This window comes from Pedobacter sp. AK017 (assembly GCF_014200825.1).
GTDB lineage: Bacteria > Bacteroidota > Bacteroidia > Sphingobacteriales > Sphingobacteriaceae > Pedobacter > Pedobacter heparinus.
Genome location: NZ_JACHCW010000018.1, coordinates 45,494 through 65,990 on the forward strand (window position 1 = coordinate 45,494; position 20,497 = coordinate 65,990).

A 20,497-nucleotide genomic window follows, 5' to 3' on the forward strand; every position below is an offset into this window, starting at 1 on the left:
TCGTACCACAAGTTGCCTTACAGATCTTCCGGGCTATTGAACTCATCGAACGCTTTCCCCATCTGTACCGGCTGTGAGCGGCGCTGAAGATCCAGGTTCCGGTAAGCCCGCAGCCGATACCCGCACGCGCCGGTTTGAACTCCGGCTCACTGAAGATGAGTTCAATGTTTTCGTTGCTTTGGAAAAGTCCCTCGGCATGAGCCGCGCTGATATTGTCCGGATCCGGGTGCTGAAAAACTCCGATGTGGTGCTGGTCAATGCCCGTGAACTGCTGGGCCTATTGGACAGCATCGGCACAGAACTCGGGCGCTCCGGAAACAACATCAACCAGCTGGCACGACATGCGAATATCCTGCGCAGGCAGGGCATGCTGGAAGCACAGACCGCAGATGAATTTAATCACCTTTTTAAACAGTATATCTTCTTGCAGACCGAACTGGAAAAATCTTTCCGCCAGCTGCTCAGGCTGATGACACGCCGCAGATCATGATCGTTAAATTCCTCAAAAAAGCCGGTGCCTTTCAGGGCGTAAGCTACAATACTGAAAAAATGGTGGCCGCACGCGGTGAGCTCATGAAAGCCCAGAACTTCGGGGCCTTGCAGGGCATGGACAACCTGCGCCCGCAGGATTACATCAATTACCTGGAAGCACTTACCGCCCGCAGTTCAAGGATTAAATATCCCCAGCTGCATGTGGCCATTTCCTGTAAGGGCCGTTCTCACAGTAAAGAACAGCTGACAGGGATCGCTGAGCAATGGCTGAAGGGCATGGGCTATGGGGAACAGCCTTACATGCTCGTCTTTCACAATGATACAGCAAACAACCATCTGCATATCGTGAGCACGCGGATCGGAAGAGACGGTAAAAAGATAGACCACAAGTATGAGCGGATCCGCGCGTACCAGGTGCTGAACAGGATTATGGACGAAGATGTACAGCTGAAAGCGGAGAAAGACATTGCAATTGCGCTGTCCTATATGTTTCCTACCCGCGCCCAGTTTATGATGATCCTGGAAAGCCAGGGTTACTCCTTGACACCTATAGGTGACAGCTACCAGGTTTTCAAGTTCGGTACGGCGCTGGGGAAAGTTTCCCTTGCTGCGGTGGATGAACGGATCAAAGATTATAAGCTCAATATCGACAGGCTCAGCCAGCTGCGCGCTGTCTTTACCAGGTACCGGGCTGATCATGATCCGGCCCTTTTTCCGGTTACTGAGCAGACACCTGGTCCAAATACCGGTAAGATCACCGGTTGGAATTCCAAAATGGCTGATCTGCTGACGGAAAAGTTCGGGATAAAGGTGCTGTTTCACAGCAAGGACGGGAAGCCCGCTTATGCTTACACCCTGATTGACCATGCCAGAAAGTTTACCTGCAAAGGTGGCGAGCTGATGTCTTTAACGGAGTTTACAAAGGCCAATGAGCTTTCCGGGGAAGTAACACAGCAGCGGGATGTTCCTTTTGCTACTGAAATTACAGCTGAGCAGGTATTTGTGCCAAGTCGTCGTGCTGTTCCATCAGGCCTTAGGTATCATTTTATCGAAGATGATCCGGTGCCTGATACTCCGGATTACGAGCATAATGACTTTTCTGATTTTTCTGAACCTGAATACAGCGAGGAATACCTGCAAGGTTCAGCGATGGATCACTTCAGTATTGAGCTGTCAGACGATATTGATGATGAGGCCATCCTGGGCATGAAACGGCACCGCAAGCGCAAAGCCCGCACAAATACACGCTAACCCTTAAAATTAATGTTATGGTGATACTTATAGGCAACCAGAAAGGCGGTGCCGGGAAAAGCACGTTCTGCCTGTTACTGGCCAACTACCTGACGGCGGTCCAGGAACGTGTGGTAACTGTCCTGGATATGGATTACCAGCAAAGCCTGGCCACCAAGTTTGAAAAGGCAAAGATCCTGGAAAACCAGCCGCTGTATGAGGTGGTGGCAGCCGAACTCCATCAATTCCCGGCCCTGCAAAAGGTATTCAGCAAAAAGCCGGAAGAACTGGTGCTGATCGATCTGCCCGGAAAAATGGATGATGACGGGCTTATTCCTGTTTTCGCGGCGGGTGAGCTTTTCATCTGTCCCTTTGGCTATGATGAATTCTCTGTTGACTCGACAGTACTTTTTGCAATGGTCCTGCGAAAAATCAATAACCTGGCACCCATGCTTTTTATTCCAAACCGCATTAAGGCCACCGTCAGGTACGATACCCGTACAGAAATCGAGCAGGCACTCCGGCGCTTCGGGGTGATACTGCCAGGGCTGCCGGACAGGATAGACTTCCAGCGGATCAGTACCTATCAAACGCCAATTGCGCTGATGCCGGTTGTCCTGTCACTGATGCACATTATCTATGAGCACTACATCTCTAAAGCGGAGGACAGGCCATGAGCAAAGAAATCAAATCCCTGGCCGATGAGCTTAGAGAAGCTATGAGGGGCAGCCCCGAAAATGACATCAAGCCAAAAGCAGCGGAACGTCCGCCGCCACAGCAAAAAGTAAAAGTTAAACCGCTCCAGACTTCCAAAACCCAGGATCACGCTTCTTTGGAATCACTCTTTACCAGGATCAAAGCGCATAAACTGGGCGATGAAAAATTGCTGATCCGCCTGCAACCAAATACCATCAAGCTGCTCAAGCAGCTAAAAATCGATCAGTCCATTGACATGAACAAGTTCATTTCTTTCGCACTCCATGATTTCCTAAAGGGCAATCCTGCCCTGATCACTTACATCAAAGATTCACTTAATCAATTTGACTTATGAACTGGAATATTTTCCTGATATGGCTCAGCAGCATTTACCTGCTGTATTACCTGTTAAATATCGCCTTTGACCTGATCATCAGGTCACCAAAGCAAAAAGCGCCGTCCGGGGAGCAGGTGCTTACTTTTTCTGAAGATGAATTACCTGTAATTGTTGACGCTGCAGGCAGGCCAGCCCCTGTAACTCGGAAATCTCCGCCACCGGCTGTAAAACGGGATAAAGCTTTGCCTGCATCGGGCATCGGCTATACCGGGGACGTGTCCCTGGCCGAGATGTTCGAGCTGGCCAAGGCCGATGTTCTCCAGGTCACTAAGGCGATTGCTTATTAATCCTTTTGTAATTAAACCCATCGGAATGAAAACTACAGTTCCGTTTTTAAAGGCAGCCCAGGCTGCCTTTTTGCTTTCCATACCTGCTGCCGCTGCCGCCCAGCCAGGAATTTCTGAATTCTACCAGGCTTCAGGACAGATCACCCGGATGTATTTCAGCATGTCGGATATGGTACTTGTCCTTGGCGCCATTGCCGGACTGATCGGCGGCCTTCGGGTATTCCACAACTGGCAGTTTGGCAAACAGCACATCGACAGCCAGGTGGCGGGATGGCTGCTGGCCTGCCTTTTTCTCAGCCTGCTTAGTGTGGCCCTTTCCGCGCTGTTCGGCATTCACTAACCCTGCAACTCCATTTTTTTTTAATCCTTTAATTCTTGTTTATGACAGTAAGAAACAAACGACTGTTGTCCCTGTCCGCGCTCATCTGTGCGGCTTTTTCCGTTAACTCCGCAATGGCACAGGGAGGTGTGGCCGGTATCAGTGCCGCAACCTCTTCACTGACCAGCTATGTGGATCCAGTCGGTGACCTGATCCTGGTCATCGGTGCCGTGGTAGGGTCCATAGGCGGTGTCCGCGTGTACATCAAATGGAACTCCGGCGATAATGACATCAACAAAGAACTGATGTCCTGGGGCGGCTCCTGCCTGTTCCTTGTGCTGGTCGGCGTAGTCATTAAAGCATTCTTCGGGCTCTAATGCTCAGGAAGTATCCGGTCTATAAGGGGCTGCGGCGGCCCCTTATTTACAAAGGCCTGAAAGGAAAATTCATCGCCTGGGGCGTGACTTCCCTGGTCACGGGCCTGGTCCTTGGAGGGCTGCTAAGCACAATGGTCAATATGTACCTGGGCGGCTTTGTCGCCCTGGCCGCGACCGCTGCGGGTCTGGCCTTCACCATTTCCAGGCAGAAAGGCGGCCTGCATTCCAAAACCCGGTTTCCCGGCATTTTCATCCATCCAAACCGCTTAAAAATAGTTTATGTCAACAAACAGAAAAACAACCTTTAAACTGCCCTATGCAGGTTTTGACCGCTATGGCGGCCTGGACCTGCTCTACAGTGACAGCGGCGATTTCTCTGCGGTACTCTCGGTGACCAACCCCGTACTCCAGTATTCCGCTGACCCGGCGGGATACAATGCTGTCCATGCCACCATTCAAAACCTGATCGCTGTGCTGGGACAGGGTTATATGATCCAGAAACAGGATGTCTTCATCCGGCGCAGGTACCAGCCCGCTCTAGCTGAAGATTACCTGCAACAGCAGTATGGGGAACATTTCCGGGACCGGGAATATACCGCGGTGCAAAGTTACCTGGTCATTACCCGGCAAGTCAAACGCGGGGCCTTTTATGTTTTTAACCAGGCTGAGCTGGAAGAATTCAGCCTGCAGATCGGTAAGGTAACGGATCTTTTAACTTCAGGCGGGTTTCAGCCCCGGCTGCTTTCCGCTGCGGAGACCAATACTTATTTAATGAGCCTGTTGAGCATGGATTTTACTTCGGGTAAACTGGTCCTGGACAATATTAAAAGCGGGGACCAGCATTTAGAAATGGGCGGCAAGTCCATGAAATGCATTTCACTGGTCGATACTGACCAGGTGAATTTGCCGGAAGAGATCGGAACCTACCGCACGATCCAGCCCGGTAAAAGCCTGCATGACTTTCCAGCAGACAACCTTGATTTTTTAATGCGGGTACCGGGCTACCAGGTGATGGTCTATAACCAGGTCATCGAAGTACCCTTGCAGCAACTGACCCTGAACCGCCTGGAACTGAAACGGAAGCGCCATTCGGGGATACCGGATCCTGCAAACAACATCTGTGTGGAAGATATTGACCGCCTGCTGACTGATGTCGCCAGGGAAAACCAGCTCCTGGTCAATGCGCATTACACCATCCTGGTTTGTACCGGTAAAGACCAGCTGGCAAAACCGGTCAACTTCATTGAGACCGAACTCTTTCGCCTCGGTATTGTCCCTTCCCGGAATGCTTACAACCAGCTGGAACTTTTCAGGACCGCATTGCCCGGCAATGCCATTGAACTTAAGACCTATGACTGGTTCCTGACCACCCTTGATGCGGCCTGCTGCCTGTTGTTCAGGGAATCCCTGCCCATTGATGAGGTGTCTGATTTCCTGCTGCGTTTCACCGACAGGCAGGGTATCCCGGTTGCCATTGATCCTTCTGACCTGCCGATGCGCACAGGCCGCATTAACGCAAGGAACAGGTTTTGCCTTGGACCCTAGCGGAAGCGGTAAATCTTTCCTGGTGAACAGTATTGTAGAACAATACCTGGGCTATAACATGGATGTGGTGATCATTGACACAGGTCATTCTTATTCCGGCCTTTGCGCCTATTTCGGGGGCAAATACATCACCTATTCAGAGGAAAGCCCAATCACGATGAACCCCTTCGCAATCAGCGAAGCTGAATATAATATTGAAAAGAAGGATTTTCTGTGCACGCTGATCGGCCTGGCCTGGAAGGGCGCAGATGGTGAGCTGGGTACTGTAGAACGGGATGTGATCGCTTCAGTAATTTCAGCTTACTACAGCAGCTGGTTCTCCGGGGAGCAAAAGATTGATGAACTTAAGTTCGACACCTTCTATGAATTCGCCTGTCAGCGGATACCAGGGATCAAGGCAACAGAGCGCATTTCCTTTGATCTGGAAGAATTCCGTTATGTGCTGAAAAAGTACTCCAAGGGCGGTGAATTTGAAGCTTTGCTCAATGAGCAGGCCGACCAGTCGCTGTTCTTGGAGCGCTTCATTGTCTTTGAAATCGACGCGATAAAGGGGCACAGGATTTTATTTCCCCTGGTGACGCTGATCATAATGGACGTGTTTATCCAGAAAATGCGTAACCGGACCAACCGCAGAAAGGCCCTTATTGTGGAAGAAGCCTGGAAAGCGGTGTCTTCACCGCTGATGTCGGGCCAGCTTGTCTACCTCTATAAGACCGTACGCAAATTCTGGGGTGAAGTGATGGTGGTGACTCAGGAACTGGGTGACATTGTGGGCAACGCTGTAGTAAAAGACAGCATTATTGCCAACTCAGATACCTTTTTTCTGCTGGACCAAAGCAAGTTCCGGGACCGCTTTGATGAAATCGCAGCCTTATTGTCCATCAATGAGGTGGAGCGGCGTAAGATCTTTACGATCAACCAGCTGGACAATAAAGAAGGGCGCAGCCGGTTTAAGGAGGTTTACATTCGCAGGGGTTCAAGCGGCGAGGTCTACGGTGTCGAGAATGCCCTGCACCAGTATTTAATTTATACTACCGAAAAGCCGGAAAAATCTGCCGTGGAAGGCTATGTTTCCAGGCACGGTTCTTACCGGTCGGGCCTCGACGCTTTTGTTGCTGACCTGAAAAGTTCGGGAATGCAGCTGCCAGAATTTGTAACCAAAGTAAATCAATCGGTCGCCTGGTCGTCAGGGAACTGAGGGCCAGCTTTCAGCAAATACGGTTCTCCGGTTTGCGGCACTTTTATTTTCCTGGGTTTCATCAGCAGCGATCCCTTCAATTAAGCACCCGCTATTCTTTAATTAAAAGCTATTTTATGAAACGTCTATTTTCAACCTTCGTGTTATTTCTCACATGGGCCAGTCAGGTCCATGCGCAAATCTATGTAGACCCGGCGGTGGCCGCCGCAACAGCGGCCCATTCCGGGGTCATCAACAACCAGCTGGGCAGGACCAATGAGAACCTGACGCTGATCCAAAGGGCGCAGCTGGCCGTCACAGGTGAACTGGCAATAGCCAACGACCTGCAAAATCAGATCTACCGCGGACTTTCCGAGGTCTCCGGCGCGGTCCGGTCCCTGCTTGCGGTAAAGGACATTGCCGAGATCAGCGCTGATATTGCCCGCGATGCCACCAAAGCGGTCACCCTTGCCCAGGCCAACCCGGTGCTGCTGCTTTTTGCCGAACAGGGTGCCAGGGAATTCAAAAGCAGGGCGCTTGCCCTTGCCGCAGAGGTCAGCAGTTTTGCCCTGCAGGGCGGGATCAACGGCCTCATGGATTCCGGGGAACGGGCTAAGATCCTGGACAAGATCCGCACGGACCTGATGATCCTCCGGGGGGTAGCCTACGGGATGCACCGCACCATGTTCTGGACCAAACAGCGCGGTATCCTGAACTCACTCAATCCCTATTCAGGCTTTATCAATATCGACAAGCAGATCGCCGATGACATCCTGCTGAACTCTAAACTTTTCAAACGCTGATGTACAAACTGATGAATTTTAAAGGCGGCATTTTTCTGATCCTGCTGTGCTTTTGCGGTTTAAGTGAAAGCAGCGCGCAGCTGAATGTTCAGCTGCTGCACCAGCTGGTAGAGGAAAGCAAGTCCGAACACAGCAGGCAGCAGGACGCAAAAAACAGGCAGGCAGTTGTCTCGGCGAATGAGGAATACAACAAAACCCAGCTTTCCAAACTTAAAACCCGGTACCGGGAACTGCAAAACAGGTTTAAGGCCATCGCGCTGGCCATCGATGCCGCGCAGATCGGCTTGCAGGCCGCACCCGTTGTTGAGGAGATCATCCAGCAGCAAAGCAATATTTTCACGCTTGCCTGGCACCAGCCATTGCTGCTGCCCCTGGCTTATGACAGTGAAGCAGATATGGTCATGCGCGCCAGGAAGTTATGTAATTACCTGTACGGGCTTTTCCTAAGCATCGGGGATCTGAACCAGATGAAAGCCAGTGACCGCAGGATGCTTTTCAGTTACGTGCTTACCGAGCTCAGGCGGATTGCGGGCGCTGCAAGAGGCCTGGCCTCAACTATGTATTACGCTTCGCGGCGCAGCAGCCTGGAAAACCTCAGTCCATTCCGTGATTTTATCAACCAGGACCAGCGGATGGTAGATGACATCATCCGAAACACCAATAGTTTATTCAAGCCATGAAAAGAGTTGTTTTCAGTTTTTTGCTGCTGGTGCCGGTACTTTCCGGTTTTGCCCAGCGTGTGGTATTTGACCGCGATCATTTTAACATCGTCAATGAGAACGGGGCCATGCGCCTGGCTGCCGATAACATTCACAACAGTTACCTGAATACTGTAAACGGCAGGCTAAGTGACATCAAACTCAACCTGGCCTCAGTCGTGCTGGTGCAGAACCTGATCCTTGGTTCACTCAAAGAAGTGAACCAGGCCCTTAAAGAGGGGCTTGCAGTGGTGCAGATCGGAAGGCTGACCAGCGAGATCGTTTCAGAATCCAACCAGATGATCAGTATTGCCTCCTCGGATCCCTACCTGCTGCTTTTTGCAGAAGATGTGGCCGCACAGGTGAAAAACCGGGGGCTCCGCCTGGTCACTGAAGTTTCGGACTTTGTGCTCAAAGAAGGCGAAGGGGTGCTGATGGATTACGAAAAGCGGGATTTTCTGCTGCGTAAAGTCAGCCTGGAACTCCAGGTGATCCGCTCCCAGGTGTACAGCATGGGCAGGGCCATGTACTGGGCCAAATTCAACGGGGTACTGAAAACGGCCAACCCTTACCGGAATTTCTTTAACCAGGACAGGCAAAAGGCAGATCAGATCATCCGTGATGCCCGGCACCTGCTCCAATAATTTAAGCTTATGAACTTCAGAGGTATACTGATCCTAGCATTACTTGCAGGGCAGGCCGGGTTATGCCCGGCTCAAAAGAAGATACGGGACAAGCACATTACCAACCAGCAGGAACGCATGGTATTTAAACAGTGGGACCGCAATAAATTTACACCCACAAGCGGCTTCCTGGGCTTAAATCCCGACTACTGGATCACCTGGTTCCTGCATCCTAACTATCCTAAAACGGATCTTCGTCCCTTAGGGCCATACGGCCCGCAAACCCAAAGGCTCGGGCTGGCCCTTGCCATGCAGCAAACCGCCGGTGCCTATAAGCTCCACGCAGACACCCTGGCTGGCACCGCCCTGATTGAAATGGTCAATTATTCTGCCGCTTTTTCCAGTATCGATCCGCTATGGCTATTGTACTATAAGTCGGAATTTGTGCCGCTGCTGCAAGCTGAAATGCACGACCCATTGGAAGGTATGGTTCCCAATGTCAGGGCTTACCTGTACAATTCAGGCCTGGCAGCCTGGTATGGTGAACAAAGTGATCTGCTCAGGGACCGCCTGCTGGGTGCCATGCAGACCAATGCGGACCGGGGCAGCCGGATCATCAACTATCACCGCCTGCTGGCAGATTACCGTAAGCTTCAGGCTTCCTGGGAAAGCAAAAAACAGCATGCTGCCCATTACCTGGGACTGCTGGAAAGCCTCAGTAAGATCCGCACCGGGGAAACTGTAATCCCCCAAAGCAGCAGTTACCGCTCGGACAAGCAGATCGCGGATGCCATCCTGCGCAATTCAAAACTTTAATCCATCCTTATGAATTCTTTAATTCCAACCAGCCGGGTATCCTTTATGCAGGATCCCGGATCCGGGGTTGTCCCGGAAAACTTTAAGCAGACCTTTCATTACTTACAGGGAAACGGCGTTTACGAGGAAGGCATGATGCATTTCCTGAAGGTGATGAAGTCATCCATCTGGAGTCACTATGGTGCATTTATCAATGATGCCCAGGCGCTTGCCGCCATCTTTATGCTCATCTTCTTTGCGATCAAGTCGTATGAAATGATCGCAGGCGATAAGCAGCTGGAGATCATGCCCCTGCTCCGGCCATTCGGCCTGGTCATGGTCATCCTCTGGTGGGGCATCTTTGTAAAGGTCGTGGCTTACCCTACCGACCTGGTGGCCAATAAGACCGAGGCCATGTTCGAGGGCAACCAGGCCGTAATCACCAACCTGCGTTTACAGCGTGCGCAGCTCATGTTCGAGGTATCCAACCAGCTGCTGAAAGTTCAGGCCGAGACCGAAACCGCCAAAGTGGAAGCGGACACCTGGTATGAAAATGCCTGGGAGTCGGTCAAATCTTCTGTTAAGGAAGGATTTTCAGAAGTCTGGAATCCCATTGTGGAACTGCGCAACCGAATGCAGGTAAACCTGCAACTCCTGGTGACGACAATTCTTGAAACCCTTGCCCTGTGGTTCCTGCGGATCTGCGTGTATGTAATCCTGCTCATTCAGATCATTTTCTCAACCATCCTGATCATATTGGGGCCTTTTTCAGTTGCCATCAGCATTCTGCCTGCTTTCCGGGACTCTTTCAGTACCTGGGTCGCCAGGTTCATTTCGGTAAACCTGTATTCAGGGATTGCCTACCTGGTGCTGTATGTAGCCAGCTTGTTCCAGCAGTATGCCCTGGATGCTGAGATCTACAGGTATGGCGCGCTTTTAAAGCCTGATGCTGAACTGATGGACAGGCTGTATGCTTTTTCCACCAACGGCATCTATTCCTATGGGATGGTAATCGTCACTTTCCTGATCGGGGGGCTAACCATGCTTACCGTACCCAGCATTTCTACCTGGATCGTATCTACTTCAGGTATTTCTTCCGCTACTTCCAGTATGTTCCGCGGCGCCTCTACGTTCGCGCGCATGGCCACTAAATTAATGAAAGGCAAATAACACTCACCAATCAATTCCTCATGATCATTAAAAACATTGAAGCCAAAATCAGGCTGGCAACTGTGCTTTCTGTGGGCAGTTTTATCACTGCCGGACTGATTGTGCTGGCGGTTTCCTGGTTTGCTTACCAGCAGGTAAGTTCGGCCCGCAAGAGCATTTATGTGATGGACGCATCGAGCGTTCCGCTGCTCGCCAAACAAACTGATGTACAGCTAAACCGCCCGGCAGAATACCGGGCGCACATCAACCTCTTCCACACCCTGTTCTTTTCCCTGACCCCGGATGACAAGTTCATCGAATACCAGATGAAGCGGGCCATGTACCTGATCGATGAAAGTGGGGCCCTGCAATACGAAAACCTGAAAGAAAAAGGCTTTTTCAATTCGGTGCTTTCTTCCAGCGCGGTGCTGACCATCCGCACGGATTCCATTTATGTTGATCCTGTACGGGGCTTTTTCCGCTATTACGGCAAGCAGAAAATTGACCGCAGGAGCTCAACCATAACCCGCTCGCTGATCACCGAAGGCTACCTGAAAGATATGGACAGGCGCTCTGACAACAATCCCCATGCGGTGCTGATCACCCGCTGGAAAACCGTAGAAAACAAAGATCTAGAAAATGTCCAGAAAAATAACCTCTAAGCCTGGCGCAGCGGAGCTGATACCTGAACTTAAAAAAGAGTTCCGCGTGCTGTACAGGCTTTTTAAGCTAAAACTTACGCATTTGTTCCGCAAGTATCCCGAACAGTGCTTCGCGCTGATGGTCTTTCTGATCCTGGTATCGGCCGCACTCAATTTTTTCGTCCTTTAAAATTATTAAAACATGAAACTGAACCTTAAACAGCCCAGGTACATCATCCCGCTGATCATGCTGCCTTTATTGCTTATTTTCTCTTATGTATACTTTAACAGTTTTGCCAAGGAACCCCCGAAGACCGGGGGCAAAAATACCCTGAACGACAATGTTGCCGGGGTCTCAGACCAGGTAAAAAACACCAGCCTGACCGACAAGATGGGCGCCCTGGAACAGCAGCACCTGGGCGGTGACGGCTATACCGCAGTCGGGAACATCGGCATGGAGCAGTTGCAGAACCAGCCTATACCGGACCTGTATAACCTCAGCGAAAAGCGAAAGCTCGACTCCATCGATCAGGCGGCAAAAAGAAGGTATGGCGGTTCGGTTTATCCTTCGGATAATTACGGGCTATCCCGCGGTGGTCCCGGCGCCTTCAATACCGGAAATCCGCGTTCCACAGATATGGATGTTTTTAACAGGTCCGGCTATCCTGATGACACGGACAGGCAACTTGCCCTGGTACTGGCCCGCATGAATGCTTCCGGCACTGGTGGAGCGCCGAAAAGCGGATACCAGCAGCAGGCAGACCCGATGGAGATTTTCCGTAAGCAGATGGCCATTGTTGACAGCATGGGCAAAGCCAATGACCCCGATTATAAGGCCGAAAAACAGCGGCTGAAACAGCTGCAAATTTCGGCAGACGACACTAAAAGCAAACAAAAACTGAGCGTCAGCAGGACTGAATCGGTTTCACCCCTGTTCAATACCATCACTTCGGGCCAAAAAGAAACATTTATCCGGGCGATTGTGGATCAGGACATCACTGCTTATGCTGGCTCACGCCTGCGCATCCGGTTGCTGGATGACATGACTGCCGGAAAATTTCTCATCAAAAGGGGCGCTTACCTGTATGCGCAGATCTCCGGATTCAGCGGGCAGCGGGTAAACCTGACCATTAGTACCATCATGCAGGACAACCATATCCTGCCGGTTAAACTGGAAATTTATGACCTTGACGGAATTCCGGGACTTTTCGTCCCGGCTTCAGCTTTCCGCGAATTCTCCAAAGAACTGGGCAGCGATGCCGGGCAGGGCATGACCTTACAGCAGCAGGCAGAGAACAACAACCAGCTGGTGATGTCCGTACTCCAGAAGATGTTCCAGTCCACCACTACAGCTGTAACCAAACTGATCCGAACCAATAAGGCCAACATCAAGTACAATACCCTGGTCTACCTCATCGATCCCGATGAGCTGAAAACCGTGCAAAAGAACTATTAATCCATAAATCTTATCCTTATGAATCTTCTCAACCCAGGGCTGCTGATCAGCATTTCCCTCAAATTCCTGTTTATCATTACCTTACCCTTAGCCCCAGCTTTGATGTGCGCTAAAGCAATAGCCCAGGAACCAAAACCGGAAAACGCGCTGCCGCTGATCCACATCAACGGCAAAAGCACCGTACATTTTATCTCTCCTGAAAACATCAGTTATGTGGACATTTCCACCCATGCGGTGGCAGGAGACCTGCCGGTAAAAAATGTACTGCGCATCCGTATCCTGCCCGACTCTTTAAACCTGCTGAAATATAAACCGGGGATTATCGGTGTGCTGACCGTTGTAGGGGAAAGTTTTATGGCGCAATACAATCTCTGTTATAGTCCTTTTGCTGAAGCTGCTGCCATCCGGACCCAGGTCGATATTCTGCCCTCACATACCAGGCCGCTTGAAACCGAGGGACTGACGATGACTCAAAAGGAAATGAAAACCTATGCCCTGAACATGCTGAAAATGGCAGTTCCAAAACCGTTGCGAAAAGCTGGCGCTTTCGGGCTATCCGCCAGGCTCAACCAGATTTACACCCTTGGTGATTACATTTTTCTGGATGTTTCTTATTACAATGAAACGAATCTACCATACCAGATCGATGAGCAGCGTTTCAAGATAGAGGACAAAAAGATCACCAAGGCCACCAATGTGCAATCGGTAGAGATCAGCCCCGAATTCCAGCTGTATCCTTCCGGTATCATTAAGCAGAAGTACAGAAATATATATGTGCTTAAAAAACTGACATATCCAGGAAGTAAGGTGCTCAACATCAGCCTCTGCGAAAAGCAGATATCGGGGCGCACATTGACCTTACAGGTCAAATACAGCGACATCCTGGAAGCGGATACCTTTTAAATTTCTGATATGGATGAGACCAGAGAACAGCAAAGCATGCTCCGCTTTTTCCAGTTTTGCATTTACCTGTCTGTGATTGTTGAAGTCTTCCTGTTTATTTTTGGAGTAAAACCGGCCAGCACCAGCCAGCCAGACATTCCCTGGCTGTTGACCTTCACTCAGCGGATCTCCAGGATCCCTTTCTATGACCAGCTGATCTACAGCAAGCTTTTTACCTTACTGCTGATCTGCCTGGCTTCTATAGGAACCCTTAGCCGCAAACAAAAGGACCTGAACCCCAAAACACAGATCGCCTGGCCAATGGCAATTGGCGCCGCCCTGTTTTTCAGTAGTATTGTTTTCCAGGGCAGAAATGCGGCAGTAGTTCTTTCAGGTATGAGCCTTGCTGACCTTGCCTACCTAATGATGAGTTTTGCAGGTGCAGTGCTGCTGCATGTGGCAATGGACAACGTTTCCAAGATCATCAGTTCCAAATTGGGGAAAGACAAATGGAATACTGAGGGCGAATCCTTTATGCAGCGCACCACACCAAAAGAAGGCAGGTTTACCATTAACATTCCAATGCAATTTTATTACAGGAAAAAAGTGCATGACGGTTACCTGGTGATAGAGAACAGTCTGCGGGGAACGATTTGCTGCGGTGTTCCGGGAGCGGGAAAGAGCTTCGGTTTTTTCATGCCGGTACTGCGTCAGTTGATATCTCAGAAAGGTTTCACGCTCTGCTGTTTTGATTTCAAATTTCCTGATCTGGGTAAGATCGCCTACTATCATTACCTGCTGGCTAAACAGCAGGGGAAAAACAAGGATTTCAAATTCCATGTGATCAACCTGAATGATGTAGCAGGAAGCAGGCGCATCAATCCCATGAAAAAGGAGTACCTGCGAACTTTGGCAGATGCGTCTGAGACAGCCGAAGCGTTGGTGGAAGCCATGAAAAAGGGGGACAAATCAGGCGGCTCGGACCAGTTCTTCACTCAGTCGGCCATTAACTTTCTTGCCGCCTGCATTTACTTTTTCAGCCAGTTTGAAAATGGCCGGTACTCTACTTTGCCGCACACGCTGGCATTTCTGAACTGCTCTTATGAAGAGATCTTCAGCACCTTGTTCAGTAACAAGGAACTGGATTCCCTATTGTCGCCATTCCGGACAGCCTACAAGCTGAGGGCATTTGATCAGCTTGAAGGACAGATCGGTACGCTGAAGATATTTCTCAGCCGTTTGGCCACTAAGGAAACTTTCTGGGTGTTTTCCGGAGATGATTTTCTGCTTAAAATTTCCGATCCCAAAAACCCTTCTATCCTGGTACTTGCCGGAGACCCGGCAACACAGAGTATCAATTCGGCCTGCTATTCGGTAGTGGTCAACAGGATCACCAGGCTCGTCAACTCCAGGGGAAACCTTCCGGTGGCCCTTGTTTTAGATGAGAGCCCCGTTTTATACGCACACAACATACACCATTTAATTTCCCAGGCCAGAAGCAACCTGGTGGCGGTTTTCCTGGGACTCCAGGAGCTTCCGATGCTGAAGCAGCAATACGGCAAGGATAACGCCGCTATTATTACCTCCGTAGTGGGCAATGTCCTTTCCGGCGCTGTCCGCAGCAAGGAAACTCTGGAATGGCTGGAAAAGCTATCGGGCAAGGTCAAGCAGCAAAACGAAAGCCTTTCCATTGACCGGAACAAGACTTCGTTGTCCCTAAGCGAGAAACTCGAGCCACTGATCCCGGCAGGAAAGATCGCCTCTTTAAAAACAGGGGAAATGGTCGGCATCCTGGCCAATGAAGCGGAACAAAGCTATACCGGAAAATTTGACACCTCGGCCGTTCATTGCAGGATTAATCTGGACCTGAAGGCCATCAAAAAGGAAGAGGCCGCATACCGTGATCTGCCAGTCTACTATGATTTCGGGGGCAGACAGGAACAGGTACTGTTCAGTAACTACAATAAGATCAGCGATGAGGTGCAACAAATCGTAAAACGTTTCAAGCCTGCGCCCCCGACCAATGCCCCGGAACCCAAAGCCAAAGAGGGAATCTCCGAGGTCAAGAGAAGAAAATAAACCAAATCAATTTTTATGGAAGAACTATTTAACCCGGATCAGCAGAACCTGGAAGATAAACTGCGCCTGCTCGCCGATGGCGAGGAAGCCGGGCTGACCCCAGCCGAAGCAGCCATTTACGGCATTGATTATGCCGATGAAGATCCGAATGATGAGGATCCTGAAGATGAATCAGAGGAGGATGAAGATGAGTAAACAAGCAAACGTAAAAGACGGGTTAAAAGCCCTGCATGTCCAGGTTGCCGAGAAACTCATTGAACAGCTCAAAGCGGGAACCGCACCCTGGCAAAAGCCCTGGAAAGCAGGGCAGCCCGCCTTTGAAATGCCGTTTAATCCATTATCAGGCACCCGGTACAAAGGGATCAATGCGATTTCCCTGTTGATCAGCGGGTACAACGACCCCCGCTGGATGACCTTTAAGCAAGCTTCGGCCGAAAACTGGAAGATCAGGAAAGGAGAAAAAAGCAGCATAATCCAGTATGTGAAACTCAGCGAACTGGTGACCAAACGTGATGAACAGGGCAAACCTGTTTTAGAGGACGGGAAAGAAGCCAAAGTCTTGGTGAAACTGGAAAAACCCATCATTACCAGCGCAAGGGTATTTAATGCCGAACAGATTGAAGGCATCCCGGAAAGAAAAAGTGGTGTCAGGACGGAGGAAGAACAGGGCTGGAACCCAATTGAGCGGGTGGAAAACCTGGTCCAGGCGGCCAGTCCAAAGCTTCATCACCGCGAAGGGGACCGGGCGTTTTATACGCCTTTGATAGACACGATCATCATGCCGCTGCGCAGCCAGTTTGATACAGGGGACAAATATTATGCAACGCTTCTTCACGAACTGGCGCATTGGACAGGCCATCCTGAGCGGCTGGACCGCGGCCTGATCAACAAATTCGGTACGGAATTGTATGCGAGAGAAGAGCTCCGGGCCGAAATTGCTTCCATGATCCTGGGCCAGGAAATGCAGATCGGCCATGATCCGGGGCAGCATGCGGCATACGTTCAGGACTGGGTTAAAATTTTAACCAATCATCCCTATGAGATCCATGCCGCGGCCTCTGATGCGGAAAAGATGGTGAGCTATCTTCTGGCTTTTGAGCGGAAACGAAACCTGACGGAAGTCCTGGCTACAGAACAGCAAATGCAAGCATCAATCCGCCATACAGCGTCCAAAACCGCGGGCCTTGGAATCACTGATGTGATCTGTTATAACGAAAAGGTCTATAAAGTAGCCAGCCTGCTCAAAGGCAGCCGCTTCCGTATGGAAGAGCTGACCACGGGCCAGGAGTTCGTACTGGCTAAAACTGACGGCCTGTACCAATCCCTGGTACAGGCCAAAACGGACAACCATCCGCTGGCGCTGGAAAGATCCATGCTTCCCCAGCAGTACCGCAAACCGGAAGAAAACTTCATGCAGGTCTCCGGGCAGACTGAACCCGGTAACTATTCAATGAAACGATAACCCCTAAATCCAATAAAATGACTTTAGCATTTAATGAAAAAGAACTGCCATTAAACGAACTTCAGCAGCTTGGGCTGTATAAGGATGGCAAATTATTGCTTAACGAAGCGGACATGCACGGGCTGCTTTCCGGCAGGAGAACTGATCTGATCAGGTTAGAGAATCTCCAGGGCGAGGGCATCCACATTAAAGAAATGGATACCAAGCTGTCCCTGCACAGAAATGAAGACGGAACTGTCTCCCTGCGCCAGCATCCCATCTACAATATAGCACCTAAACACCCGTTGCTAACGGAACTTGAAATGCAGCAGCTTCAGGACGGCCAGCTGAGCAATATCCGTAAAAGCTTTACGGGCGCTGACGGGAAGGAAGAGGCCTGGGTGATAGAATACGACAGGGAGACCAGAGAGTACATTTCTTATGATCCGGGCATTGTGCGGGCGCCGGACAGAATTGGTCAGCACCTGCTAACCGAAGAAGAAAAGAAAAAATTCCAGAACGGAGAGCTGCTTGAACTGGCCGAAGGCAAGGTGCAGCACAGGGCGTCAGACCCAAAAGGCATCTGGTCTGATAATAAAGCGCTAATCCTTTCAGTATTGCTTGATGGCGGCATTTCCTATGTATTGCTCCGTGGCCTTCGCAGCCTTGCGGGAAATTTTGAGCAAAGCGCGCCTGAAGTTAAAACGGTCTACGTGCCATTGCCAACTGCTAAAGAAAGCTTTAGGCTCCGCAGTAAAGAAGAACTGGATGAGCTTCAAAGGGATATGCCGGATATTGACCAGCAGCACCTGGGGCATGAAGAAAAACGCAGTGGCCCTAAACGCTGATGCTGCTCCCGGATCTCTCGCAGTTCAGGCCGGAAGTGATCAGTTATTTTAACGGTATAGTTATTCCTTTACAGCCTTGTGCATGGACAATAGGCGGGGTTAACCCCGCCTCTGTCCGGCACCTGTATCTTTCACATTCCGCTATGGAGCTGATTTGTTTCCTGCATTTTCATCCTCTCATTTTATCGAAACCGGATAACATTGCTCTTGGCGCGCTGGGATTACATCCTGACGCATTACTGGTAAATTCTCTTGCCTTAATCTATCCAAATGCAAAAACGCACACTGTTTTTACTGCAGATACCATAGGAAAAGTCAGCGATTGCCTGGTCACCCTGTGGCTGAAAAGAAAAACAGCCTGGTTTTTAGTTGAAGACGAAGTATTGAAAATCGACTATAACGGCAGAAGGATATTAATTCCTGAGCAGGATTTTTCACTGAGCAGGTTCGAAAAAGAGACGGGATTGCGATCAGGCATTCACACGCATAAGCCGAAGCGAAGCTTTACCAGCTGGGCCGAAATGATTAAAGCTAGGACCTGCGGGCTTTAGAGCGGCTATTCATCATGGATATAAAAAGCAACATACAAACCGCTACGATAATCATAGCGGGCAGTTTGTTGGTCATGTTCCCCCCGGCCATAATTGTCCCGGTGGAGATGACGATCAAAATCAATGAAAAAAATGCAGTTTTCATATCCCGAATATAAATATTATCCTGCAAAAAAACAAGTTAACGCCTGAATTACAGACAATTAAAACAACATGAACTGCCAAATTAAGATACGATTATGAAACCACCATGAACTTACAGGTCACACAATGGAATTATAAGGTCATGGTAGCTTCATCACTAATGAAAGAACAAAATTATAAAAAGATGAAAATAGAATTAAAAAACATCAAACACTTCGAATCAGGAAGTGAAGAAACAGAATGCTTTACCGCCTCCTTATACATAGATGGTAAAAACGCGGGTATTGCGAAAAACGAAGGGCGCGGAGGGCCGACCCACTATATGGGTGATAGCCTGAGTGGGCGCGAACTCATAAGGCAGGCAGAAGCATATTGCAAAACGCTTCCTGATAAAAAATATCCTGCGGAACATGGCATGGAGGCGTTTTCCGTTACGATGGATCTTGAAACGTTTATCGATGACCTGCTGATCGCCCATCTTCTCGACAAAGACCTGAAAAAGTTCAGGAAGCAAGTGGAGAATGCAGCGAAGAAAGGGATCGTTTTTGGAATACCAGACCATTCTTATATGATGCAAAAATTCTCTATCCCATTAACTGATGTATTGGTGCATCCGGCAGGCCGGAAGGTCATTGTAGACTCACTGGCTAAAACTGTGTTCAAGCACCTAAAGGATGGAAAGATGATCCTTAATACCAATATCCCGGAAAGTTACCTTAGGGAAGCAGGTCTATTTAAGGAGCAGTATGTAACGCCAAAAGTGCAAGATGCGCAGCAGGAGCAGTCCAGGTCCAGTCCGCAAACCAGATCGAGGTGATTACCTAGAAATTCTTTAATGTTAAATCAGGCAATGTCTGGTATTTCTGCCGGAACTGGCTTGGGGTTAACCCAGTCCTTTTTTTAAACCAGCGTGAAAAGTATGGGGGATCGTAAGTGTCCAGGGCAAAAGCAATTTCTTTGCAGCTAAGGGTTGTCTCAGTTAGCAGGTATTCAGCTTCTTTATGTATTCTGTCCTGGATCAGCGAAGAGAGGGTTTTTTCCAGGTATTTTTTCAGCAAACGGTTCAGGTTTGTCAATTCCATGTTTACTGTATCCGCGTAAAATACCTGGCCTCTTTTTGCTTTATAATTCATTTCTATAAGGCATTGTACCTGCTGTACAATGCCATGATCAGCCGGAATGCTAATTGCAGGCAGCTCATTATTAGTTGTCGTAATTTTTTGTATTGTTGCTTTGACCATAAGACTGATTTTGGCAATTTTTTAGATCATGTTAAAATTTAGCTTTTTCGTTCAGCAGCAACCGCTTCAAGAAAAACAGTTTGTAACCGATGTCAATCTCATGAAACACCTAAAACCCGAACTTCTCATACCAGGGCACATTCCTGATCGCAGAAGTCTCCAGGTATACAGGCAAACCAAGCCTCTCCGCATCAGCTAGCAGTTCCACCAGCAAATCCGACCCAATCCCATGACCCCGGTGCGCCGGATGCACACCAATAAACCATAAATAATAAAAAGTCTTCAATGGATGCTGTGCTTTAATCAACGCCTCCCTGCGAAGTACCGTCTTCAAATTGGACAAACCGGAAACCCTAAAAATCAGTTCCAATTCCCACAACAATGCACGCAAACTGAAACCTTTCGGCCCATGCATCACCAGCGCCGCAGCATTCCGGTCATCAGATAGCACCACCTTGCCAAACACCGAACACACGCGAACAGAATACCGCATCAAATTCCTAATCCGCTCCATTCGCTGTTCATCCTGATTCACGATATAATTCACACTTGCATTCGACTCAAATGCAAACGTCAGTATTTCGATAATTCTTTCCTTGTCAGTATTCTGAAGTTCAATCATAAAA

Annotated in this window: 27 protein-coding genes; 25 read left to right on the forward strand and 2 right to left on the reverse strand. The window is 49.5% G+C overall.

Annotated features, from left to right (window positions below):
* Positions 1–73: 73 nt before the first annotated feature.
* From mobC to HDC92_RS21320, 25 genes are all read left to right on the forward strand, one after another.
* A complete protein-coding gene (mobC, locus tag HDC92_RS21205) occupies positions 74–490 on the forward strand; it encodes a plasmid mobilization relaxosome protein MobC (protein ID WP_183877000.1) in 417 nt (138 codons plus the stop codon).
* Entirely contained in the window at positions 487–1,743 is a 1,257-nt protein-coding gene (locus tag HDC92_RS21210) for a relaxase/mobilization nuclease domain-containing protein (protein WP_183877001.1), read from the forward strand. The genes mobC and HDC92_RS21210 overlap by 4 nt, the downstream gene beginning before the upstream one ends.
* 17 nt (positions 1,744–1,760) lie before the next feature.
* Positions 1,761–2,399, forward strand: coding sequence for a ParA family protein (locus HDC92_RS21215; protein WP_183877002.1), 639 nt, complete (start codon positions 1,761–1,763; stop codon positions 2,397–2,399).
* The gene (locus HDC92_RS21220) at positions 2,396–2,773 is read left to right on the forward strand and encodes a hypothetical protein (protein WP_183877003.1); all 378 of its coding nucleotides are present in this window, start codon (positions 2,396–2,398) and stop codon (positions 2,771–2,773) included. Before HDC92_RS21215 ends, HDC92_RS21220 begins: the two co-directional genes overlap by 4 nt.
* Positions 2,770–3,102: a hypothetical protein gene (locus HDC92_RS21225; RefSeq protein ID WP_183877004.1), complete on the forward strand. Its 333-nt coding sequence runs from the start codon at positions 2,770–2,772 to the stop codon at positions 3,100–3,102. The genes HDC92_RS21220 and HDC92_RS21225 overlap by 4 nt, the downstream gene beginning before the upstream one ends.
* A 25-nt stretch (positions 3,103–3,127) precedes the next feature.
* The gene (locus tag HDC92_RS21230; RefSeq protein ID WP_183877005.1) at positions 3,128–3,442 is read left to right on the forward strand and encodes a DUF4134 family protein; all 315 of its coding nucleotides are present in this window, start codon (positions 3,128–3,130) and stop codon (positions 3,440–3,442) included.
* Between the two features lie 41 nt (positions 3,443–3,483).
* Positions 3,484–3,798 carry a DUF4134 domain-containing protein gene (locus HDC92_RS21235; protein ID WP_183877006.1) on the forward strand — a complete coding sequence of 105 codons (315 nt, stop codon included), beginning with the start codon at positions 3,484–3,486 and terminating at the stop codon, positions 3,796–3,798.
* Positions 3,798–4,106 (forward strand): DUF4133 domain-containing protein, encoded by a 309-nt coding sequence (locus tag HDC92_RS21240; protein WP_183877007.1) that lies wholly within the window; start codon positions 3,798–3,800, stop codon positions 4,104–4,106. Before HDC92_RS21235 ends, HDC92_RS21240 begins: the two co-directional genes overlap by 1 nt.
* Positions 4,078–5,343, forward strand: a complete 1,266-nt coding sequence (locus HDC92_RS25255; protein WP_255484617.1) for a hypothetical protein — start codon at positions 4,078–4,080, stop codon at positions 5,341–5,343. Before HDC92_RS21240 ends, HDC92_RS25255 begins: the two co-directional genes overlap by 29 nt.
* Entirely contained in the window at positions 5,333–6,541 is a 1,209-nt protein-coding gene (locus HDC92_RS25260) for a TraG family conjugative transposon ATPase (RefSeq protein WP_255484625.1), read from the forward strand. Before HDC92_RS25255 ends, HDC92_RS25260 begins: the two co-directional genes overlap by 11 nt.
* Positions 6,542–6,657: 116 nt before the next feature.
* Positions 6,658–7,323, forward strand: a complete 666-nt coding sequence (locus HDC92_RS21250; RefSeq protein WP_183877008.1) for a hypothetical protein — start codon at positions 6,658–6,660, stop codon at positions 7,321–7,323.
* Positions 7,323–8,003, forward strand: a complete 681-nt coding sequence (locus HDC92_RS21255) for a hypothetical protein (RefSeq protein WP_183877009.1) — start codon at positions 7,323–7,325, stop codon at positions 8,001–8,003. Before HDC92_RS21250 ends, HDC92_RS21255 begins: the two co-directional genes overlap by 1 nt.
* Positions 8,000–8,665 carry a hypothetical protein gene (locus HDC92_RS21260; RefSeq protein ID WP_183877010.1) on the forward strand — a complete coding sequence of 222 codons (666 nt, stop codon included), beginning with the start codon at positions 8,000–8,002 and terminating at the stop codon, positions 8,663–8,665. The genes HDC92_RS21255 and HDC92_RS21260 overlap by 4 nt, the downstream gene beginning before the upstream one ends.
* A 9-nt stretch (positions 8,666–8,674) precedes the next feature.
* On the forward strand, positions 8,675–9,460 hold the full coding sequence (locus tag HDC92_RS21265; RefSeq protein WP_183877011.1) for a hypothetical protein: 786 nt from the start codon (positions 8,675–8,677) through the stop codon (positions 9,458–9,460).
* A 9-nt stretch (positions 9,461–9,469) separates the two neighbouring features.
* Positions 9,470–10,609 carry a plasmid transfer protein gene (locus HDC92_RS21270; RefSeq protein WP_255484618.1) on the forward strand — a complete coding sequence of 380 codons (1,140 nt, stop codon included), beginning with the start codon at positions 9,470–9,472 and terminating at the stop codon, positions 10,607–10,609.
* Between the two features lie 20 nt (positions 10,610–10,629).
* Positions 10,630–11,250: a conjugative transposon protein TraK gene (traK, locus tag HDC92_RS21275; protein WP_183877012.1), complete on the forward strand. Its 621-nt coding sequence runs from the start codon at positions 10,630–10,632 to the stop codon at positions 11,248–11,250.
* Positions 11,228–11,419, forward strand: a complete 192-nt coding sequence (locus HDC92_RS21280) for a hypothetical protein (RefSeq protein ID WP_183877013.1) — start codon at positions 11,228–11,230, stop codon at positions 11,417–11,419. Before traK ends, HDC92_RS21280 begins: the two co-directional genes overlap by 23 nt.
* Positions 11,420–11,431: 12 nt before the next feature.
* A complete protein-coding gene (gene traM, locus HDC92_RS21285; protein WP_183877014.1) occupies positions 11,432–12,685 on the forward strand; it encodes a conjugative transposon protein TraM in 1,254 nt (417 codons plus the stop codon).
* 18 nt (positions 12,686–12,703) lie between these two features.
* Positions 12,704–13,588: a conjugative transposon protein TraN gene (traN, locus tag HDC92_RS21290; RefSeq protein ID WP_183877015.1), complete on the forward strand. Its 885-nt coding sequence runs from the start codon at positions 12,704–12,706 to the stop codon at positions 13,586–13,588.
* 9 nt (positions 13,589–13,597) lie between these two features.
* Positions 13,598–15,646 carry a TraM recognition domain-containing protein gene (locus HDC92_RS21295; RefSeq protein WP_183877016.1) on the forward strand — a complete coding sequence of 683 codons (2,049 nt, stop codon included), beginning with the start codon at positions 13,598–13,600 and terminating at the stop codon, positions 15,644–15,646.
* 15 nt (positions 15,647–15,661) lie between these two features.
* A complete protein-coding gene (locus tag HDC92_RS21300; protein WP_183877017.1) occupies positions 15,662–15,841 on the forward strand; it encodes a hypothetical protein in 180 nt (59 codons plus the stop codon).
* Entirely contained in the window at positions 15,834–17,108 is a 1,275-nt protein-coding gene (locus tag HDC92_RS21305; protein WP_183877018.1) for an ArdC family protein, read from the forward strand. Before HDC92_RS21300 ends, HDC92_RS21305 begins: the two co-directional genes overlap by 8 nt.
* A 17-nt stretch (positions 17,109–17,125) precedes the next feature.
* Positions 17,126–17,935 (forward strand): DUF4099 domain-containing protein, encoded by an 810-nt coding sequence (locus tag HDC92_RS21310; RefSeq protein ID WP_183877019.1) that lies wholly within the window; start codon positions 17,126–17,128, stop codon positions 17,933–17,935.
* On the forward strand, positions 17,935–18,486 hold the full coding sequence (locus tag HDC92_RS21315) for a hypothetical protein (RefSeq protein ID WP_183877020.1): 552 nt from the start codon (positions 17,935–17,937) through the stop codon (positions 18,484–18,486). Before HDC92_RS21310 ends, HDC92_RS21315 begins: the two co-directional genes overlap by 1 nt.
* Positions 18,487–18,814: 328 nt before the next feature.
* Positions 18,815–19,447 carry a hypothetical protein gene (locus HDC92_RS21320; protein ID WP_183877021.1) on the forward strand — a complete coding sequence of 211 codons (633 nt, stop codon included), beginning with the start codon at positions 18,815–18,817 and terminating at the stop codon, positions 19,445–19,447.
* 4 nt (positions 19,448–19,451) lie between these two features.
* Here the strand turns inward: HDC92_RS21320 and HDC92_RS21325 are convergent, their stop codons facing one another.
* Positions 19,452–19,871 (reverse strand): helix-turn-helix domain-containing protein, encoded by a 420-nt coding sequence (locus tag HDC92_RS21325; RefSeq protein WP_183877022.1) that lies wholly within the window; start codon positions 19,869–19,871, stop codon positions 19,452–19,454.
* 109 nt (positions 19,872–19,980) lie between these two features.
* A complete protein-coding gene (locus tag HDC92_RS21330; protein WP_183877023.1) occupies positions 19,981–20,493 on the reverse strand; it encodes a GNAT family N-acetyltransferase in 513 nt (170 codons plus the stop codon).
* Between the last annotated feature and the right edge of the window lie 4 nt (positions 20,494–20,497).